A 16,441-nucleotide genomic window follows, 5' to 3' on the forward strand; every position below is an offset into this window, starting at 1 on the left:
CACAATCTGGCAGGATCAAACAGGAAAATCAATCAAGCGCCATGCTTGAGCAACGTCAATCCGGTCCCGCACAAGCCAACGATAGCACCACGCCTCGATCCCCCAGCAGCTGCGCACTGCTCGCCAATGTCAGCGGCTGCACTCCCGACTCCTTGACCAACAAGGCGCCGCGCTGCAAAAAGCTGCGATATCCTCCCTCCATCTCCACCTGCGAGGTATACGTCGCAATAGCAGACTTGCAGCCGCACTCTCCGATCGATTTCTTGACAGTCAGAGTAGCCTCCGTCACCACCTGCTGTCCGGTGGTCGTACGCACTCCCGGCTGCAACGCGACGCATTGCGCCAGGGCGTTCTCGACTTTGATCGGCCCGGCCGCTTGTGCTGCCGTGCCGGTCAGGGCGGCTGCCAATAGCATCGCCAGGCATCGTGCATTATTCGACAAGCGTGCCTCCATTGGTCTCGCGGCCGGCTACGTAATCGACCTTGATGATCATCGTCGAACGCCCTCTACCGCCACGCGCATAGGTACGCAGCAGCGGGAAAATGCGGCCATCGACCTCAATGCATCCGTGACTGAAACCCTTGGTCGAATCATGCAGGTAAAAGCCGCCGCGCACCGGAGAGCAACGGTTACGCGTGGCCGTATCGGCCGGCTCCATTCGCGCACGATTGACGCCCCAATTAGCCCAGTATGGCTCGCAAGCCCCCGCAGCAGCGCCACGCGGGATCGTCTGAATTCCCCACGCCGGCTGCAACGCGCAAGCGCCGCGCCCGTCATCTTGCGCCGCGCCCTGATCCGCCAGGAATATCTTGTACAAGCCGGGCGGCACCGGGCCTGCGTCCGGCGTGCATGATTCAGACGGAATCTGTGAGCCGCGCATGCCGCTCGTCGCACGGAATTTTCCATGGCCTGGCCAATGCAATACCTGACCATCGTAGAACATGTCATGCGTCACGATCTCACCTCCTCGGGTTGTGATGTTGCGGCTGCTTGGCGTGCGTCACGCTTTGCACGGTCACGGCCTTCGTAATCCAGTAATAAATCGCGGGCGTCCCCTTGCTCCGCCCGGCGCTTACCCAGCCAGGACGACAAGCCCAGGGGCTGCGGCTCGCCCAATTTGACGCCCCGCACGTCCTGCCGCTTTAGCACGGGCCGAACATCCCACGCCAGTTCGACACCAATGTAGTCTCGGACCCAATGCAGCAATTGTTTGGCGCGCCGGCCGCCAGGCAGGAAACTGGTGTAATCGGCTCGCGTCAACGGGCCGAGTTCGATGCGGAACTTGTGCTGCGCGTCGCGCACCGCCGCCCCCAGAATGGTGTCCTGCCCCAATCCCATGGCGCCGCCCAGCCCCAGCCGCTGCGACGGATCCAACCGTATCCACTGAGGCACAAACTCCGCAATACGTACCGGCACGGAAAAGAAAGTCTGCAGGATCTGCTTTAACCCTTCGGGATTCCGGGTTTGCCGCAGCAGATGGCCCGCCATGAAAAACTTGGCGTGATCCATCACCGCATCGCGTCTGGCCAACGAGGGCATGCCCATATGCAGCAGGCTCGCCACATAGCGGGTAAAGCGGGCTTCCTTGCGATCCAGGCTGACCGTGCTCTGCGCGTCGGCCCATGCCCGATAAAACAACAGGATCAGCCGATGATGAAACACATCGGCAAAACCCGACAATGTTCGATCGCCATAGTGATACATGCGCTCACGCGCATACTCGGTCAAATGCAGCGGCAACGGCCCGTTCGGACCGAACAGGCCAAAACTGTAGATCGAGAGTTCCGGCGGCCGGCTTCCGCGTCCCAACGAGACCGAAGCCAGAGTCGATGGTGCAAAAGCCATCGAGGGTTCCTGTCTCAAGCGTACGGGTTCATTACGCGCGACCGTATCGCGCCCCAGCGGCAAACGAGCGCCGGCCCGCGCATCGATCCAGCGCAAAGTATGAAACAGATCGTGGGAATACGGATCCTGCGACAGCGCCCGCCAGAACTCGGCAGGCATGCCCGGCAGGACGCCTGCCGCAGAGGGTGGCGAGGTCTCAGACGCCTGCCGGCCCGCTTCGCCCGCAGCGGGTTGCGAGCCGGACATGTCGTCGGCCGTCGCTTGTACCCCTGCTTGCGCCATCGTGTCTGTCATCCGTCAGCCCATATGAATCTGCTTGGCGTCTACCTTCACGAGCTTCTCGCCGGTCACCATGGTGTACGACGCATGCAATCGCGCGCTCTTGTCGGCGCGATAGTCCAAGGAACCGGCGCGCACGTGCTCGACCTCCTCCGCCGCGCGGAACGTCACACGCGAGAGAAACGACAATCGGTCCATGACTGCCTCATAGACCTTGCCGACCACGCGTGTAGCCCCTACCGTGGCCGTCACCTCGGCACCGAGATATTTCATCTTTTCCGTGACAAAGCTGGCTTCTTTCGCCTGCAGTGCCAGTGACGCGGTTTCGATCGTGACCGCATTCTGTCCAGACACATGCACGTCAGTTGCTCCCTCCAGAGACACGCTGCCCGTGCGTGATCGCAGTACGACATCGCCCACCGCCTCGAGCTGCGTACGCTGCGGATCTGCCTGCTCCACGACGGCGATCAGATATACGCGCGACGCTTCCGGGCCGCTGATCAACACATGATCGCCCGCTTGCGGCATCAGCAAGCAACTGGCGGCCAAGCGCGTGCGCCATTGGTGTCCATCACACTCGACAACAAAACCGCCGTCGTCATCACGATGCAACACCGTGCCAATCAAATGCACCGGATCGTAGACCGGATACTGACGTTTCGCAGCGGTATTCATGGCACGACTCCTTTCACTCAACCTTGACAGCCCTATACGGCGGGCCGTGCCCCCATGCGGGGCTTCCAGCGGGCGATATCGCCACGCTGCAATGTAGACAACACCAATTCCGACATCATATTTATCGATACGTGCCGAGCAAAAAACTGTTCCAGTACGGCGCCAAACAAATACGGGCTGATGCCCGAAAACGCCGCCTCATCGACTTGCAGACTGATGCGCACTCCTCGTCCATACACAATGGGACCGGGCACGGGCAGGCGATGGTGCATCGGATCGGCACGCACATGTCGCACGCCGCCTATATGCTTGCGCACTACCGGATCGGCCAGGTTGCCATACACGTTCAACATTTCACGCAGCGTCTGGGCGCCTTGCTCCGCATCCAGGTCCATCAGGCTCAGGTAATTCAAGCCCAAGTGGCTGATCAGATGCCACGTCGCCGCATTCTCTGCCAACGCCGCGTGCGGACGGGTGGGACCATGCAGCACCTTTACTGCACCCACCGGCGCCGATACGCGCAGGGTGAAATCCGTATCCGTTCCCAACGGCAACAACATCGCCAGATCACGATTCGTGCACAGCGTATCCAGCGTCAGATGACGTAGCTGGCCGGAAAACGGCACCTCGTTCCGATCTACCAGCGACACAAACACCTCGCTGCCGATGTAACCCGTTCGCGTGCCATTGCGCTTCGCCTGCTCAGATAACAAACGCGGCTCGCGGCGCATCGAATAGTAGGCGCCGTAGTCATCCGGGTCGGACCCCAGGGTGCCGTAGAAAGGCCGGAACTCTTGCTCGGGCCGTTCTGCAGAAGCATGGCCCAACACCTGCGTCACGCCAAACACCTCGTAATCCAGCGGACGCGTACGATCCACGACCAGGTGGTACTCGCTCGTGCGCGACGTCACTGCGATACGATCAGCACGCTTGGGAAACAGATTGATGACCGGCGCACAATGCAATGCCAGATGTTCCGCCGCAATGGCGCCTTCGAGTTCCGGCGCGGCGACGGAGAACAAAAATGTCAGGTCAAAGCTGCGCGTCTCTCGGCGCGTGCCTCCCGATAAAGGTGCCGTGCGCAGGCCGCGTTTCAGGTCATTCACGCTGAAAAACAGGAAGCGCCGCGGAAACGCAAAGTACTCCTGCAGCAAACGATACCCTTGAAACACACGGGAATCGGCCGGCAGCAATGCCTGATCGTCATCGAATCCCTCATGACGTACCGACGAGGGCGACAGCTTGTTGATCCAGCTGACCGGCCGCTGCGTATCGTGCCCCAACACCGCCACAGTATGGCCCATCAGGATTTCCAGCAGGCGCTGCATCTGCAGATCCTGGCCCGCCAGATGGAACACGAGCTGGTCCAGGTCCATGTCTTCCAGACGCACTCCGCCGCAGACCTCAATGCGAATTCGCAAAGCGCTCAGCACGCGGCTATTGCGTCCGCCCAATCCGAGGCGTGCCAATGGCAGGTCCGGTGGCGTCCCCGTGAACTCGGCCTGCGTTACACGCAACGGCCACAGACGCACCGCGTGGCCCGTCATGAACTCGCACGGCGTCTGCTCGCCGCGCGGCACACGTCCGCGCAACAAGGTGCCTCGCGGCAGATCGAAACCGCGGGCCAGCGTGCCCTCATTCATGCTGGGAGAGAACTGCACCACCGCCATCGCAGGCGTAGGCGCCAGGTAATTGGGATACACCACCTCCAACAGGCGCTGCGAAAACCGCGGAAACTCGGCATCCATCTTCAGATGGATGCGCGCAGTCAGAAAGCTGAAACCCTCAAGCAGCCGCTCGACATAGGGATCCGCCACTTCGGTGCCGTGCATTCCCAGACGGCCGGCCACCTTGGGGTACATCTGGGAAAATTCGGCGCCCATTTCCCGCATGTACACCAACTCGCGGTTGTAATAGTCGAGCAAGCGCGAATCCATCAGGCAAGCCCCCCCAGGTCGCGCAGATCCATATGACCGCTTTCCAGATCAATATCTGTGCGGAACAAGAATTCCATGGGATGCGGCACACACCACAACATGCCCTTGATTTCCAGGCTCAACACATTGTGATGTTCCAAAGTGCCCGTGTCCGTCACACAGCGCACCTCAACCGACGAATCCAGAATACGAGGCTCAAACGCCGCAATCGCATTACGAATCGAATCCTCGACATCGATCCAGTCGATCTCCGACATGCGCTTGCCCGCCATGGCGCGCACACCAAAATTCAATGTCGACTCGGGCACCGACGGGTACGACGACAAGTCGTCCGTGGTTTGCAAGTTGACCGTATTGAGCAACCACCGCAGATCCCGCAGTACAGCGATGCGCAGTTCTTCATGGGTCAGCATCGAGGCCTCGCGAGGCTCCTGCCGTTTGGATGGATCGTTATCCATCAAACGATCCAACAGCGACGGCTGCAAACGGTCCCGAGCCACACGTTCACTGCGTGGCAATTGCTCCCAAGGGCGCAGGCTCGCCGTCGACTCAGATACTGCCATCAGCGCATCTCCAGCGATCGGATATCGAGCAATGCGTATTCCCCTTGATCGGTCATCCACATTTTTTGTCCCACGCCGGCATACATCTCGCCTTGCAGGGGATGCCAATCTGTCATTCGCCCGAGTTTCACGCCATCCGGCAGGTCGGCGAACACTTGTCCCGGCAGAGCCGGATAACGCGCCGGGATCAGGCCGTACTGCGTGCGGCCTTCGTCAAGCGTCACTTCCGCTTGCGCCCACACCACATCGCACAATCCTTCGGGGGGCAACAACCGCACCTCGCGCAACGCCGAAAACGGGAGCCAGCCATAACGCCCCGCCGACATGAATTCAAAAACCGGGCCCAGGCGGCTGTCGCCGTCGCTGATCCACTCGAAGGTCGCCGCAGCATCGTCCATGGACACCGTCAATGTCCCGGCTCGCGATTCGGCCGCCTCATAGGCACGGTCACGCAATTGCGCCGCTTCTTCCGGCGCATCGACATCGCAACTCAAGGCCCGCCATAAATCAGCGAACCACGAGGGCGCCTCGCCAAACACGGCGGGCTGCTCCTGGCCAAGCAACACGCGCTCGCGTTGACGCTCGGCAGCAATCGCCTGCTCATACAAGATGGCGGTAGGCTGAGCCTGTGTATTAAGCTGGGCCGACAGCTTCAATTGTTCGGATGCCCGTCCCCAATCACCCTGCACAACCATCAACTGGAACAACTGTGCCCGCAAGTCAGCGTCCGCCGGTTGACGGCGTATCTGCGACTGGATCGTCTCCAGATGCTGGGACAAGCTGCTTTCACGCAACGCAACGGCAGGTCTGATCATAAGAAAGCACCGCAGACAAAAAACAAAGTCGACGGTCGATCCGAAAATCGCCCGTCGCCATAAAACGGAGAGACTCCACCACAACACACTTCCCGCAGTGGCGCCAGCTCAAGGGAGCAAGAATTGACGTGAACGGACCGGACGCCAGGAGACGTCAGGTCCGTACCGACGCCTTAACCAACTTCCTGGTTCTTCTTGATATCCCAAGCAACCACACTTTCCGGGCCCTTGCCGCCCTGTTCCGTCTGCTCCCAGTATTGTTGTTTGACCTTGGCGGCTTGAAATGCGTAGTTCACCGTCACGGACTCCTGGTTCATTTCGCCCGTCAATTGCACGGACGACACCAGTACGTCTTCCAGCGTGATCTTCGTGTATTCAATCTGCTGGCCGCCGGCCTTGCACACCGACAATTCAATCATGCTCAGGTGTTTGCCGCTGGCGCAATGCTTCATGACAGCCGGAGCGGCTTTGTCAATACGCGCCACGACATGCAGGTCGTTAAAGCTGGCTTTTCCAGCACCCAGGCCTCCACCGCTAGCCATGTTGCCGGGCTGTGTGGCACCCCACGAGAACGAAACGATATCGGTCCAATTCTTGTGATTGGCATCTTTCGACTCGCCGTTGGCACCGTCGATCTTCATGAACATGTCAACAGACACTTCTCTCTCCCTAAGTTGCTGTCACGGCACGAAGTGCCCTGAAAAAAATGCCCATCTCAACCATCATTCTTTTTCAACGATGGCAGCTTGGACACAAGACGCAGCGACACTGTCAGCCCTTCCAACTGATAGTGAGGCCGCAAGAAAAACTTCGCGGAGTAATAGCCGGGGTTGTCCTCGATCTCTTGCACCTGGACCTCGGCAGCCGCGAGCGGTTTGCGCGCTTTGGTCTCTTGGGACGAGTTCGCAGGATCACCATCGACGTAATTCATGATCCAGTCATTGAGCCAGCGTTCCATATCATCACGCTCACGGAACGAACCGATCTTGTCGCGCACGATGCACTTCAGATAGTGCGCAAAACGGCAGCAGGCAAACAAATACGGCAGGCGTGCCGACAGCTTGGCGTTGGCCGAGGCATCGGCATCGTAGTATTCGTGCGGCTTTTGCAGAGACTGTGCGCCGATGAACGCCGCAAAGTCAGAGTTTTTGCGATGCACGAGCGGCATGAAGCCATTCTTGGCCAACTCGGCTTCGCGGCGATCGCTGATCGCGATCTCGGTGGGGCACTTCATATCGACGCCACCGTCATCAGTCGGGAACGTATGGCACGGTAGATTCTCCACGGCGCCGCCCGATTCCACGCCGCGAATCGACGTGCACCAACCGTACAACTTGAACGAACGGTTGATATTGGCGGCCATGGCATACGCCGAGTTCGCCCACGCATAACGATCGTGATTCGCGCCGTCGGTGTCTTCCTCGAAGTCGAACTCATCGACGGGGTTCGTACGCGCGCCGTAGGGCAGGCGCGCCAAGAATCGCGGCATTGCCAAGCCGATATAACGCGAATCTTCCGACTCGCGCAGGCTGCGCCATGCTGCGTATTCCGTGTTCGTAAAGATCTTGGTCAAATCGCGCGGATTCGCCAGCTCTTGCCAGGAATCCATCTGCATTACATTGGGCGATGCGCCTGCGATGAACGGGCAATGCGCAGCAGCAGAGATCCTCGCTATTTCGCTCAGCAGCTCCACATCGGGAGGGCTGTGATCAAAATGGTAATCGCCTACCAGGCAGCCGATCGGCTCGCCGCCAAACTGACCGTATTCCTCTTCGTACACACGCTTGAAGATCGGGCTTTGATCCCAACCCACCCCTTTGTGGCGCTTCAGGGTCCGGCCCAGTTCTTTTTTCGAAATGCACATCACCCGGATCTTCAGCAGCTCGTCCGTTTCGGTGTTGGTCACCAGATAATGCAAACCACGCCACGCCCCTTCCAGTTGCTGGAAATCAGCATGGTGCATCACCAGATTGATCTGATCCGACAGCTTGCGGTCGATCTCGGCGATGATGGCCTGAATCGTTCGATAAGCATCGGCGGACACCGCCACACCGCTGTTTTCCAGCGCTTGATGCGCCAGCGTACGAACAGCGTGTTCGACGGCTTCGCGGGCCTGTTCGGTCTTGGGTTTGAATTCTTTCTTCAGCAACGCGGACAGGCCATCGGCCTCCAGCGTTTCGGTACTGCGGGCATCTGCGTGTTTGGCTACTGCAGTCATCGCGATCTCCGTTATCGTTTATTTCGCGGCCGGATCAGATTCGGACGTATCGGCGCCCGTCGTCGGCGCATCCGGATTCGGTGCGGCAGCCAACGCATTCATCAGAGCGGGGTTCTTCAATACCTTGCCGATCAGTTCCTCGGCGCCTGTTTTCCCGTCCATATAGGTCAGCAGATTCGCCAACTGCGTACGGGCCTCCAGCAATTCGTTCAACGCGCCCACCTTGCGTGCCACCGTAGCAGGCGAAAAATCGTCAATGCTCTCGAATGTGATATCCACATTCAGATGGCCTTCGCCGGTCAACGTATTAGGCACCTGGAAAGCTGCGCGCGGCTGAATGGCTTTCATGCGCTCATCGAAGTTGTCGATGTCGATATCCAGAAATTTGCGTTCGCCCACATCAGGCTGAGGCTCCACGGACTTGCCGGCCAGATCTGCCAACACACCCATCACAAAAGGCAGTTGAATCTTGCGCTCCGCACCATAGATTTCCACGTCATATTCGATCTGCACGCGCGGGGCTCGGTTACGTGCGATGAACTTCTGCCCGCTACCCTTTAATGTCGTCGTTACCATGTGTGCTCTCCTGTCCAGCTATATGTGTGCCTGCATTACGTCACCTCAGTTGCCAGGTCCGCCATTGGCGTCCCTGGGCAACCAGGCCTCGAACTGCTCAAGACCTTGCGGCGCCAGATTTTTAACAATGTCGTGAAAACTCATGGAAATCAATTGCTGCGCCCGCCGTATCAAATACGGTGCCGGATGGCTGGGTTCATGCACTTCAAAATACGCACAGACCTTGGCCAACATGGCCGCCGCTTCTTCGCGTGATTGAATCTGGGCATCTTGCCAACGCATCACGGGCACTGTGGCAGCGGGCGATGATGCAAGCTCTGCAGAGGGCTGCACAGCCGCCTCCGGCTGAGCCGTCGCGCTTGCGTCCCCAGTTAATGGGCCCGCACCACTCATTGGTGCGTTATCACCCAGGACCTGCATCACCACATCCAGTGTCCGCAGGATGCCTACGTAATCCGGCACCCATTCTTGCCCCAGCTTGTCGGCGACTTGATTCTGGATGCGGCGCAACGCCTGTACGGCGGCCGACAAGGCAATCAAATCCTCATCTTGCTGCAGCCATGCTTGACGCAGATGTTCGATCAGGCGTGTACGGCCGCCCGGATAGAAATCCGGATCCGAACGGCTGCCATCCAGCAAGGATTCGGCATCGCGCAACGACAATTGCCCGTGCACGCCATTGACCAGTCGGCTGGAACGTGCACTCCGTGCACCACCGGCATGGTCACCCAACGATACCAACGCATTGATACGCGGCATCGGATCGTGATCGTCCACACTATCCAGACGAGGATGCACCGCGTCCCAATAACGCTCCAACGTGTCCGCCACCAACGTCAAGCCGTCGGCATAGCCCGGCAGACCGCGAGTTTCGGTCCAGGCTTGCGTCAGATAGCCCATGATGCGCAGGTCGCGCGTCCGATCCAATAACCCGCGCGCCAGCCTTTCGACTTCGCGCCAGTCAGGCGGCTGGGCCGGGATGATCGTCGACCCGAATTGCTGCTCGCTACGCTCGACCGCAGCTTGCTGCAATTGCAGAAACTCGGCGTCGTACTCCAGGTCTTCACCGCAAGGCAGACGTGGATCGAGGGCGGTCAGAATATCGGCAAATTCCATAGCTATCGTTCATATCCGGGATTACCCTGGGCCCAAAATAGGCCAACTTCGCTTATCTCCCCGAGAATTCGGATTCTAGGCATAGCCGGCACGCATCCCAATGACACCTAACAGCTACTGTTTTTTCTTACTATTCATTAACAAATAAGAAAATCTTCGAACAAATTCCGCACAGGTAATTTCAATAAATTGAAACAATACTGCCGTTCCACAATGGCCTCTATCCCGACAGATGGCTGTGCTTTTTCAGTACCAAGTCAGGCCTATTTGTGACACTTATTTTTAATTCTTTCCTTTAATAGGGCACCAACACGGCAATATATTTATGGCTCCAATTAAAGCCATAGCTTTTGCTGTATTTTTCCGCAATGCAGTACCAGGGTTTACCCGACTTTCCTCGCTCCAAACCCTTGCTTCCAAAAAATCAAATTGCTGAACTGAAGCGGTTCGGAAAACATAGCCTCCCTAACAGGAGACAGTATGCTTTTCCATCGCTCTATAAATATTGCCTTGTCTGGGCTCGCGCTTTCCTTTTCCATCGCATCGAGCGCACAGGCCGCGGACTACCCCTCCAGACCCATCACGCTGGTCGTTCCGTTTGCCGCAGGCGGCCCCACTGATGTCGTCGCCCGCTCGCTCGGCGCTGAACTCGGCAAAATACTCAAGCAGCCCATCGTCGTAGAAAACCGCACCGGCGCGGGCGGGACCGTCGCTGCCAACTATGTCGCCAATGCGGCGCCTGATGGCTATACGTATTTCATTCACCACAATGGCATGGCGACCGCCACCGCGCTCTATCCCGCATTGAAATACGACCCGTTAAAAAGTTTCGAGTACGTCGGCGAAGTCATTGATGTTCCCATGACCGTGCTGGCTCGCAAAGACTTCCCGGCCAACAACATGGCGGAATTCATCACCTATGCCAAAGCCAACGCCGACAAGATCAACCTGGCCAATGCCGGCCCGGGCGCAGTCTCGCAGCTGTGCGGCTCACTGCTGCAACAAGCACTCGGCGTGAAATTCACCACCATTCCGTACCAAGGCACCGGCCCCGCCATGTCGGCCCTGCTGGGCGGACAAGTCGACGTGCTGTGCGACCAGACCACGCAGACCATCCCGCACATCCAGGCAGGCAACGTCAAGTTCTATGGCGTCACCACACTCAACCGTATCTCTAAACTGCCGGACGCTCCCACGCTGAACGAACAAGGTCTCAAGGATTTCGAGGTAAAAGTGTGGCATGGCATTTACGCGCCGAAGGGCACGCCCGCCGCAGACATCGCCATCTTTAATAAAGCACTCAAGACCGCACTCAAGTCGCCGGACTTCACTGCAAAGATGGCCGACCTGGGAGCAGAAATCGTCTCCGAGGATCGTCAGACCCCGGAATCCCTCAAAAAATGGGTGCAATCCGAAATCAACAAATGGACGCCCATCCTGAAAGCAGAAGGCATTAACGTCAACTGATCGCCATCGTGACGCGAACTTCGGCCCGGGCACATCGCCTGGGCCGAAGCATTTGCTACGTCATGCCTTGAGCTGATCCCGGATCGGCAGGTTGCGAATACGCTTGCCGGTCGCGGCAAAAATCGCATTACACAAGGCCGGCGCAAACGGCGGCACAGCCGGTTCGCCTACGCCGCCCAAGGGCACATCGAAGCCGTGCTCAACAAGATGCACCTTGATCGCCCGCGGCGCCTCCGACATACGCGTAACCTCATACTGGTGAAAGTTCGTCTGGTTGGTGCGGCCCTTTGCAAACGAAATCTCACTGCGCGTAGCCAGGCTTTGCCCCATGATGCATGCTCCTTCCACCTGGGCACGCACCCGATCGGGATGGACTTGCGGACCGCAGTCGACCGCTACGTCCACTTGATGCACGGTGAGACTGCCATCCTTGCCGACCTCGACTTCTACCACCGTGGCCACATAGGTCACAAAGCTATATGACACCGCCAAGCCCAGCCCACGGCCGGCCGGCAACTGGCGCCCCCAGCCCGCGGCTTTGGCGGCTACCTCGACCACATGCCGCATACGGCCCGTGTCCAGCGGATAAATCGCAGGCGACTCGCCATAGTTCCAGCTGTCGGACATATCTGGCGGAGAGATCTTGCGCGCAGGACCGATGAGCTCCAGCAAATAATCCTTCGGATCGCGTTTGAGCGCATGCGCCATTTCCGCGACGAAACTCTGCACCGCAAAAACGTGCGGAATATTCGACACGGACCGGAACCAGCCTATACGCGTATGGGCAGGGACCGGCACCGACTCGACCCGAAAATTCGGAATATCAAACGGAATATTCACGGCCGACATACCCAACTCGAAAGGCTGCTGTCCCTGCGCATTCGCGACAAAGGTCGAACCTATGGTCGGCGCGGCAGTACGATGCAGCCATGCGACAGCCTTGCCGTTGGCGTCGACACCTGCCTCCAGGCGCTCGACCGATACGGTATGGAAATAATCGTTGGTGATGTCATCCTCGCGCGACCAGGTGACCTTGACCGGTTTGCCGTCCATGGCACGCGATAACAACGCCGCTTCGACGGCGTAATCCGACTTGGACTTGCGCCCAAAGCCACCACCCAACAGCGTTTGATGAACCGTGACGGCCGAGATATCCAGGCCCAGTTGCTTGGCCACGTTCTCGCGCGTGCCGTACGGCGACTGCACACAGGCCCAGACCTCGCACTTGCCGTCGGCCACGCGCGCCGTCGCCGCAGGAGGCTCCATGGTCGCATGCGCCAGATGAGGCAGGTAATATTCCGCTTGAATGCGTTGTGCGGCGCCCTCCAGGGCTTTCATGGCATCGCCGTCATTGCGCACCGCCGGGGCAGGTTTATTCGCCCCCTCGCTCAAGGTCTTGCGAAATGCCTCCGAATCGTAGCTGGCGTTAGGGCCATCATCCCACTCGATTTCGAGGGCATTGCGCCCTTTCATCGCCGCCCACGTATCGGCCGCGACAACGGCCACGCCGCCCAATGCGGCAAACACAGGCGGGATCGGACCCGCAGGAATCTCTACGACCTTGAGCACACCCGGTACTTTCATGGCCGCATCGGCCTTGTAGCTCTTGACCTTGCCGCCCAATACCGCGGGCCGTGCGACCGCGGCATACAACATGCCATCCAGCCGGGTATCGATACCGAAATGCGTCGTGCCGGAAACAACGTCCTGGATATCGACGCTGCGCGTGCTTTGCTTGCCGATATAGCGGAACTGCTCTGGCTTTTTCAACCGCAATGTGTCTGTGGCAGGTACCGGCAGCGCGGCAGCAGCCTCGGCGAGCTCGCCATAACCGAGCTTGCGCCCGGAGGCCTCATGCAGGACTTCGTGATTGCGCGCCACGACCTCGGTCACAGGCACATTCCATTGTTTGGCCGCCGCGATCTCCAACATCGCTCGCGCTGACGCACCGACACGCCGCATGGGCTGAAAGAAATGCCGCGTACTGCGCGAACCATCCGTATCCTGGTTGCCATAGCGCGGTTCATCGCCTGGCGCCTGGATCACGCGGACTTTGCTCCAGTCAGCTTCGAGCTCATCGGCCACCACCATCGGCAAGCCCGTCCGTACCCCGGTACCCATCTCGGCGCGATGCGCGATGATCGTGACAATGCCATCCTTGTCGATCGATACGAACACCAGAGGATCATCCACCGTACCGTGCGGCATGCCGTCCGCACCGTACTTTTTTTCCTCTTTAGCCGCCTCGGCAGCGCGCACCATGCCGCCCGCGCCCACCATCAGCACCAGACCGGTCAACGCGCCTGCGGCTTTCATCCAATCGCGCCGGCCCGGCGAGGCCAGCTGATCTGCACGAGCCATATCAGCCATCGCCCCGGACGGCTGTGCCATCAAATGTGCAAACTGGTTCATTTCGCGGCTCCCGTGCTGGCGACCTGTTTAATGGCGACTTCCTTGATCGCCGCCCGGATGCGCGGATAGGTACCGCAGCGGCAGATGTTGCCGCTCATGGCGGCGTCGATGTCCTCATCGGTAGGTTTAGGGTTGCCCTTGATCAACGCGGTCGCAGACATGATCTGGCCCGACTGGCAGTACCCGCATTGCGGCACGCCGACCTCTACCCAGGCTTCTTTGACAGCTTTGCCTACGGCATCATCGCCGATCGCCTCGATGGTGGTGATCGGCTTGCCGGCCGCAGCGGCGACCGGCGTAATACAGGAGCGTATCGGCTGTCCGTCCAGATGGACCGTACAGGCGCCGCACATGGCCATGCCACACCCGAATTTAGTGCCGGTCATCCCCAGCCGGTCGCGAATCACCCATAACAATGGCATATCATCGGGAACGTCTACCTCTTGGGATTTGCCATTGATCGTCAGACTAGCCATACGAGCTCCTTGTTCGGCAAAGACATCGACTACGAAAGATGTTTGCCGAGTGTACTCGTGTTCACTATCAAATCAAGGAATCGTGCAACGCAGCAATCCGGCGTTCCGCGCCCATCGCGCATACACGCGCCCAGGACTGCCTGGACGTTGAGCCGCTATCTGGCGCCTGCGGGACGCATCGGATTGCGAAGTGTTTTCCATTGCTGGCAAGATACGCTCGAGTGCTCAGCCGCGCGATGGAAGGTGCAGTCGGTCCCCGCTTGGGCTGCTCCGTTCTCGAATGGAAAGACAAAATCGTACACCGCCGGAATCACCACGTGCAGGGCCTCGTTATGAAAGCCCATTTTGCCGTTATCGACAAAGCGGGCCAGCCCTTCTTCGTAGTAATCCGGACCGTTATCGAAGATATACGGCCGCAATACAGGGCGCTGATCCCGATCGACATAGACCCAGCCGTGTTTATCCTGAATCAACGCGTGACCATAGCGGTCGAATTCTTGCTCTTGGGATATGGCTGGCAGGGTCGCTGCCATCAGCAACGCAAATACGCCAGCAGATTGAACATTTCTCGTCATGGCGAAAGCATACCCGACCGCCTGAAGGCTCACGCTGCGCGCCTCAGCGCAACCCTCGGATGCACCAACTCGATGCATCCGAGGGTTGCCCGCCCATACGCTGTCTATGTGTCACGCCACCGGCAGGACTTCGCGCACCGATTGCGCAAACCGGTCAATGATCTGATCAATATCTGCAGGCGTGCAGATAAACGGCGGCGCCAACAGTGCGTGGTCACCCCGGACGCCATCCACCGTCCCGCCCATGGGATACACCAGCAGGCCGTTCTGCTTGGCCGTCGCCTTGAGTCGGGCATGGGTCTTTTGGGCAGGGTCCAGCGTCTCTTTGGTATTGCGATCCGCCACAAACTCGACGCCTACAAACAAGCCCCGTCCACGCACGTCCCCGACATTCGGATGATCTGCCAGCGCGGCCCTGAGTCCTGCACGCAGTTGTTCGCCTCGAGCCAGGACGTTGGCCAGGAGATTATCTTCTTGAATCACACGCTGCACCGCCAGCGATGCCGCACATGCCGTCGCATGACCGATATAGGTATGCCCATGCTGAAAGAAGCCGCTGCCGGCCACAATGGCGTCATAGATACGGTCGGTACACAAGGTCGCGCCGATCGGCTGATATCCTGCTCCCAAGCCCTTGGCGATGGTGATCAGATCCGGCACCACACCGTCTTCTTCGCAGGCAAACAGGTATCCCGTACGTCCCATTCCTGACATCACTTCGTCCAGGATCAGCAACACCCCGTACTTATCGCACACCGCGCGAATACGTTTGAGATAGTCCCCTACCGGCGCCAACGCACCCGCCGTGGCGCCTACCACCGTCTCCGCGACAAAGGCTGCCACCGTATCGGGGCCTAGCTCCAGAATCGTGGCCTCCAGCTCGTCGGCCAGCCGTTGGGCATATTGCATATCGTTCTCGCCCTCCCTGCGTTCGCGGTAGGGATAGCAGGGCGACACATGATGCGCCGGCACCAGCAATGGCAAAAACGGCTCGCGCCGCCAGGCATTACCGCCTATCGCGAGCGCTCCCAGCGTATTGCCGTGATAACTCTGGCGCCGCGCAATGAAATGACGGCGCGACGGCTGGCCGATTTCCACAAAATATTGACGCGCGAGCTTCAACGCCGCCTCGACCGCCTCCGATCCCCCCGAGACAAAATACACATGGTTCAAATCCCCGGGCGCAGACTGGGCCAATTTGTCGGCCAGGGTTTCCGCCACCTCGGTCGTAAAGAACGACGTGTGTGCATAGGCCAGCGACTCCACCTGCCGTTTGATCGCATCGATCACAACAGGGTGGCCATGGCCGAGGCAAGATACCGCCGCCCCGCCCGATGCGTCGATATAGCTTTTGCCATCCTGATCGAACAGTTCTATCCCTTTTCCGCCAACAGCAACAGGGAGTTTTTGTTTGGGCTGACGATGGAAAACGTGCGTCATGGTCAAGTCTCTTTGTAGGGGAAAACGGTAGCGGCTGACGATAGCG

At 59.0% G+C, this 16,441-nt stretch carries 16 protein-coding genes; 1 reads left to right on the forward strand and 15 read right to left on the reverse strand.

What is annotated here, in order from left to right:
- Positions 1-55 precede the first annotated feature (55 nt).
- The 11 genes from ACYVIT_RS19005 to tssA form a co-directional block, all read right to left on the reverse strand.
- Positions 56-442 (reverse strand): DUF2195 family protein, encoded by a 387-nt coding sequence (locus ACYVIT_RS19005; RefSeq protein WP_415804044.1) that lies wholly within the window; start codon positions 440-442, stop codon positions 56-58.
- Positions 432-956: a DUF2778 domain-containing protein gene (locus ACYVIT_RS19010; protein WP_415804045.1), complete on the reverse strand. Its 525-nt coding sequence runs from the start codon at positions 954-956 to the stop codon at positions 432-434. The genes ACYVIT_RS19005 and ACYVIT_RS19010 overlap by 11 nt, the downstream gene beginning before the upstream one ends.
- On the reverse strand, positions 953-2,092 hold the full coding sequence (gene tssG, locus ACYVIT_RS19015; protein WP_415804813.1) for a type VI secretion system baseplate subunit TssG: 1,140 nt from the start codon (positions 2,090-2,092) through the stop codon (positions 953-955). The genes ACYVIT_RS19010 and tssG overlap by 4 nt, the downstream gene beginning before the upstream one ends.
- A gap of 51 nt (positions 2,093-2,143) precedes the next feature.
- On the reverse strand, positions 2,144-2,800 hold the full coding sequence (locus tag ACYVIT_RS19020; protein ID WP_415804046.1) for a DUF3540 domain-containing protein: 657 nt from the start codon (positions 2,798-2,800) through the stop codon (positions 2,144-2,146).
- A gap of 32 nt (positions 2,801-2,832) precedes the next feature.
- Positions 2,833-4,737 (reverse strand): type VI secretion system baseplate subunit TssF, encoded by a 1,905-nt coding sequence (tssF, locus tag ACYVIT_RS19025; RefSeq protein ID WP_415804047.1) that lies wholly within the window; start codon positions 4,735-4,737, stop codon positions 2,833-2,835.
- Positions 4,737-5,300, reverse strand: coding sequence for a type VI secretion system baseplate subunit TssE (gene tssE, locus ACYVIT_RS19030; protein WP_415804048.1), 564 nt, complete (start codon positions 5,298-5,300; stop codon positions 4,737-4,739). Before tssE ends, tssF begins: the two co-directional genes overlap by 1 nt.
- A complete protein-coding gene (locus ACYVIT_RS19035; RefSeq protein ID WP_415804049.1) occupies positions 5,300-6,115 on the reverse strand; it encodes a type VI secretion system accessory protein TagJ in 816 nt (271 codons plus the stop codon). The genes tssE and ACYVIT_RS19035 overlap by 1 nt, the downstream gene beginning before the upstream one ends.
- A 173-nt stretch (positions 6,116-6,288) precedes the next feature.
- Entirely contained in the window at positions 6,289-6,774 is a 486-nt protein-coding gene (locus tag ACYVIT_RS19040) for an Hcp family type VI secretion system effector (protein WP_415804050.1), read from the reverse strand.
- Between the two features lie 56 nt (positions 6,775-6,830).
- A complete protein-coding gene (gene tssC / locus ACYVIT_RS19045) occupies positions 6,831-8,333 on the reverse strand; it encodes a type VI secretion system contractile sheath large subunit (protein ID WP_415804051.1) in 1,503 nt (500 codons plus the stop codon).
- Positions 8,334-8,351: 18 nt separating this feature from the next.
- Positions 8,352-8,909, reverse strand: a complete 558-nt coding sequence (gene tssB / locus ACYVIT_RS19050; RefSeq protein WP_415804052.1) for a type VI secretion system contractile sheath small subunit — start codon at positions 8,907-8,909, stop codon at positions 8,352-8,354.
- Positions 8,910-8,954: 45 nt separating this feature from the next.
- Positions 8,955-10,025 carry a type VI secretion system protein TssA gene (tssA, locus tag ACYVIT_RS19055; RefSeq protein WP_415804053.1) on the reverse strand — a complete coding sequence of 357 codons (1,071 nt, stop codon included), beginning with the start codon at positions 10,023-10,025 and terminating at the stop codon, positions 8,955-8,957.
- 480 nt (positions 10,026-10,505) lie between these two features.
- On the opposite strand from tssA, the gene ACYVIT_RS19060 reads away from it, so the two are divergent.
- The gene (locus tag ACYVIT_RS19060; RefSeq protein ID WP_415804054.1) at positions 10,506-11,492 is read left to right on the forward strand and encodes a tripartite tricarboxylate transporter substrate-binding protein; all 987 of its coding nucleotides are present in this window, start codon (positions 10,506-10,508) and stop codon (positions 11,490-11,492) included.
- 60 nt (positions 11,493-11,552) lie between these two features.
- Here the strand turns inward: ACYVIT_RS19060 and ACYVIT_RS19065 are convergent, their stop codons facing one another.
- The 4 genes from ACYVIT_RS19065 to ACYVIT_RS19080 all read right to left on the reverse strand — a co-directional run bounded on the left by ACYVIT_RS19065 (position 11,553) and on the right by ACYVIT_RS19080 (position 16,395).
- Positions 11,553-13,904: a xanthine dehydrogenase family protein molybdopterin-binding subunit gene (locus ACYVIT_RS19065; RefSeq protein WP_415804055.1), complete on the reverse strand. Its 2,352-nt coding sequence runs from the start codon at positions 13,902-13,904 to the stop codon at positions 11,553-11,555.
- Positions 13,901-14,380 carry a (2Fe-2S)-binding protein gene (locus ACYVIT_RS19070; protein ID WP_415804056.1) on the reverse strand — a complete coding sequence of 160 codons (480 nt, stop codon included), beginning with the start codon at positions 14,378-14,380 and terminating at the stop codon, positions 13,901-13,903. Before ACYVIT_RS19070 ends, ACYVIT_RS19065 begins: the two co-directional genes overlap by 4 nt.
- 155 nt (positions 14,381-14,535) lie before the next feature.
- Entirely contained in the window at positions 14,536-14,955 is a 420-nt protein-coding gene (locus ACYVIT_RS19075) for a WG repeat-containing protein (RefSeq protein WP_415804057.1), read from the reverse strand.
- 111 nt (positions 14,956-15,066) lie between these two features.
- Positions 15,067-16,395 (reverse strand): aspartate aminotransferase family protein, encoded by a 1,329-nt coding sequence (locus ACYVIT_RS19080; protein WP_415804058.1) that lies wholly within the window; start codon positions 16,393-16,395, stop codon positions 15,067-15,069.
- Positions 16,396-16,441 lie beyond the last annotated feature (46 nt).

The sequence above is a fragment of the Bordetella muralis genome (assembly GCF_054781015.1).

Bases quoted from the DNA above. Each gene is read 5' to 3' on its own strand.
- ACYVIT_RS19065 (WP_415804055.1), bottom strand. From the start codon at position 13,904: ATGAACCAGTTTGCACATTTGATGGCACAGCCGTCCGGGGCGATGGCT.
- tssG (WP_415804813.1), bottom strand. From the start codon at position 2,092: ATGTCCGGCTCGCAACCCGCTGCGGGCGAAGCGGGCCGGCAGGCGTCT.
- ACYVIT_RS19035 (WP_415804049.1), bottom strand. From the start codon at position 6,115: ATGATCAGACCTGCCGTTGCGTTGCGTGAAAGCAGCTTGTCCCAGCAT.
- tssC (WP_415804051.1), bottom strand. From the start codon at position 8,333: ATGACTGCAGTAGCCAAACACGCAGATGCCCGCAGTACCGAAACGCTG.
- ACYVIT_RS19080 (WP_415804058.1), bottom strand. From the start codon at position 16,395: ATGACGCACGTTTTCCATCGTCAGCCCAAACAAAAACTCCCTGTTGCT.
- tssA (WP_415804053.1), bottom strand. From the start codon at position 10,025: ATGGAATTTGCCGATATTCTGACCGCCCTCGATCCACGTCTGCCTTGC.
- ACYVIT_RS19075 (WP_415804057.1), bottom strand. From the start codon at position 14,955: ATGACGAGAAATGTTCAATCTGCTGGCGTATTTGCGTTGCTGATGGCA.
- ACYVIT_RS19020 (WP_415804046.1), bottom strand. From the start codon at position 2,800: ATGAATACCGCTGCGAAACGTCAGTATCCGGTCTACGATCCGGTGCAT.
- ACYVIT_RS19070 (WP_415804056.1), bottom strand. From the start codon at position 14,380: ATGGCTAGTCTGACGATCAATGGCAAATCCCAAGAGGTAGACGTTCCC.
- tssE (WP_415804048.1), bottom strand. From the start codon at position 5,300: ATGGCAGTATCTGAGTCGACGGCGAGCCTGCGCCCTTGGGAGCAATTG.
- ACYVIT_RS19060 (WP_415804054.1), top strand. From the start codon at position 10,506: ATGCTTTTCCATCGCTCTATAAATATTGCCTTGTCTGGGCTCGCGCTT.
- tssB (WP_415804052.1), bottom strand. From the start codon at position 8,909: ATGGTAACGACGACATTAAAGGGTAGCGGGCAGAAGTTCATCGCACGT.
- tssF (WP_415804047.1), bottom strand. From the start codon at position 4,737: ATGGATTCGCGCTTGCTCGACTATTACAACCGCGAGTTGGTGTACATG.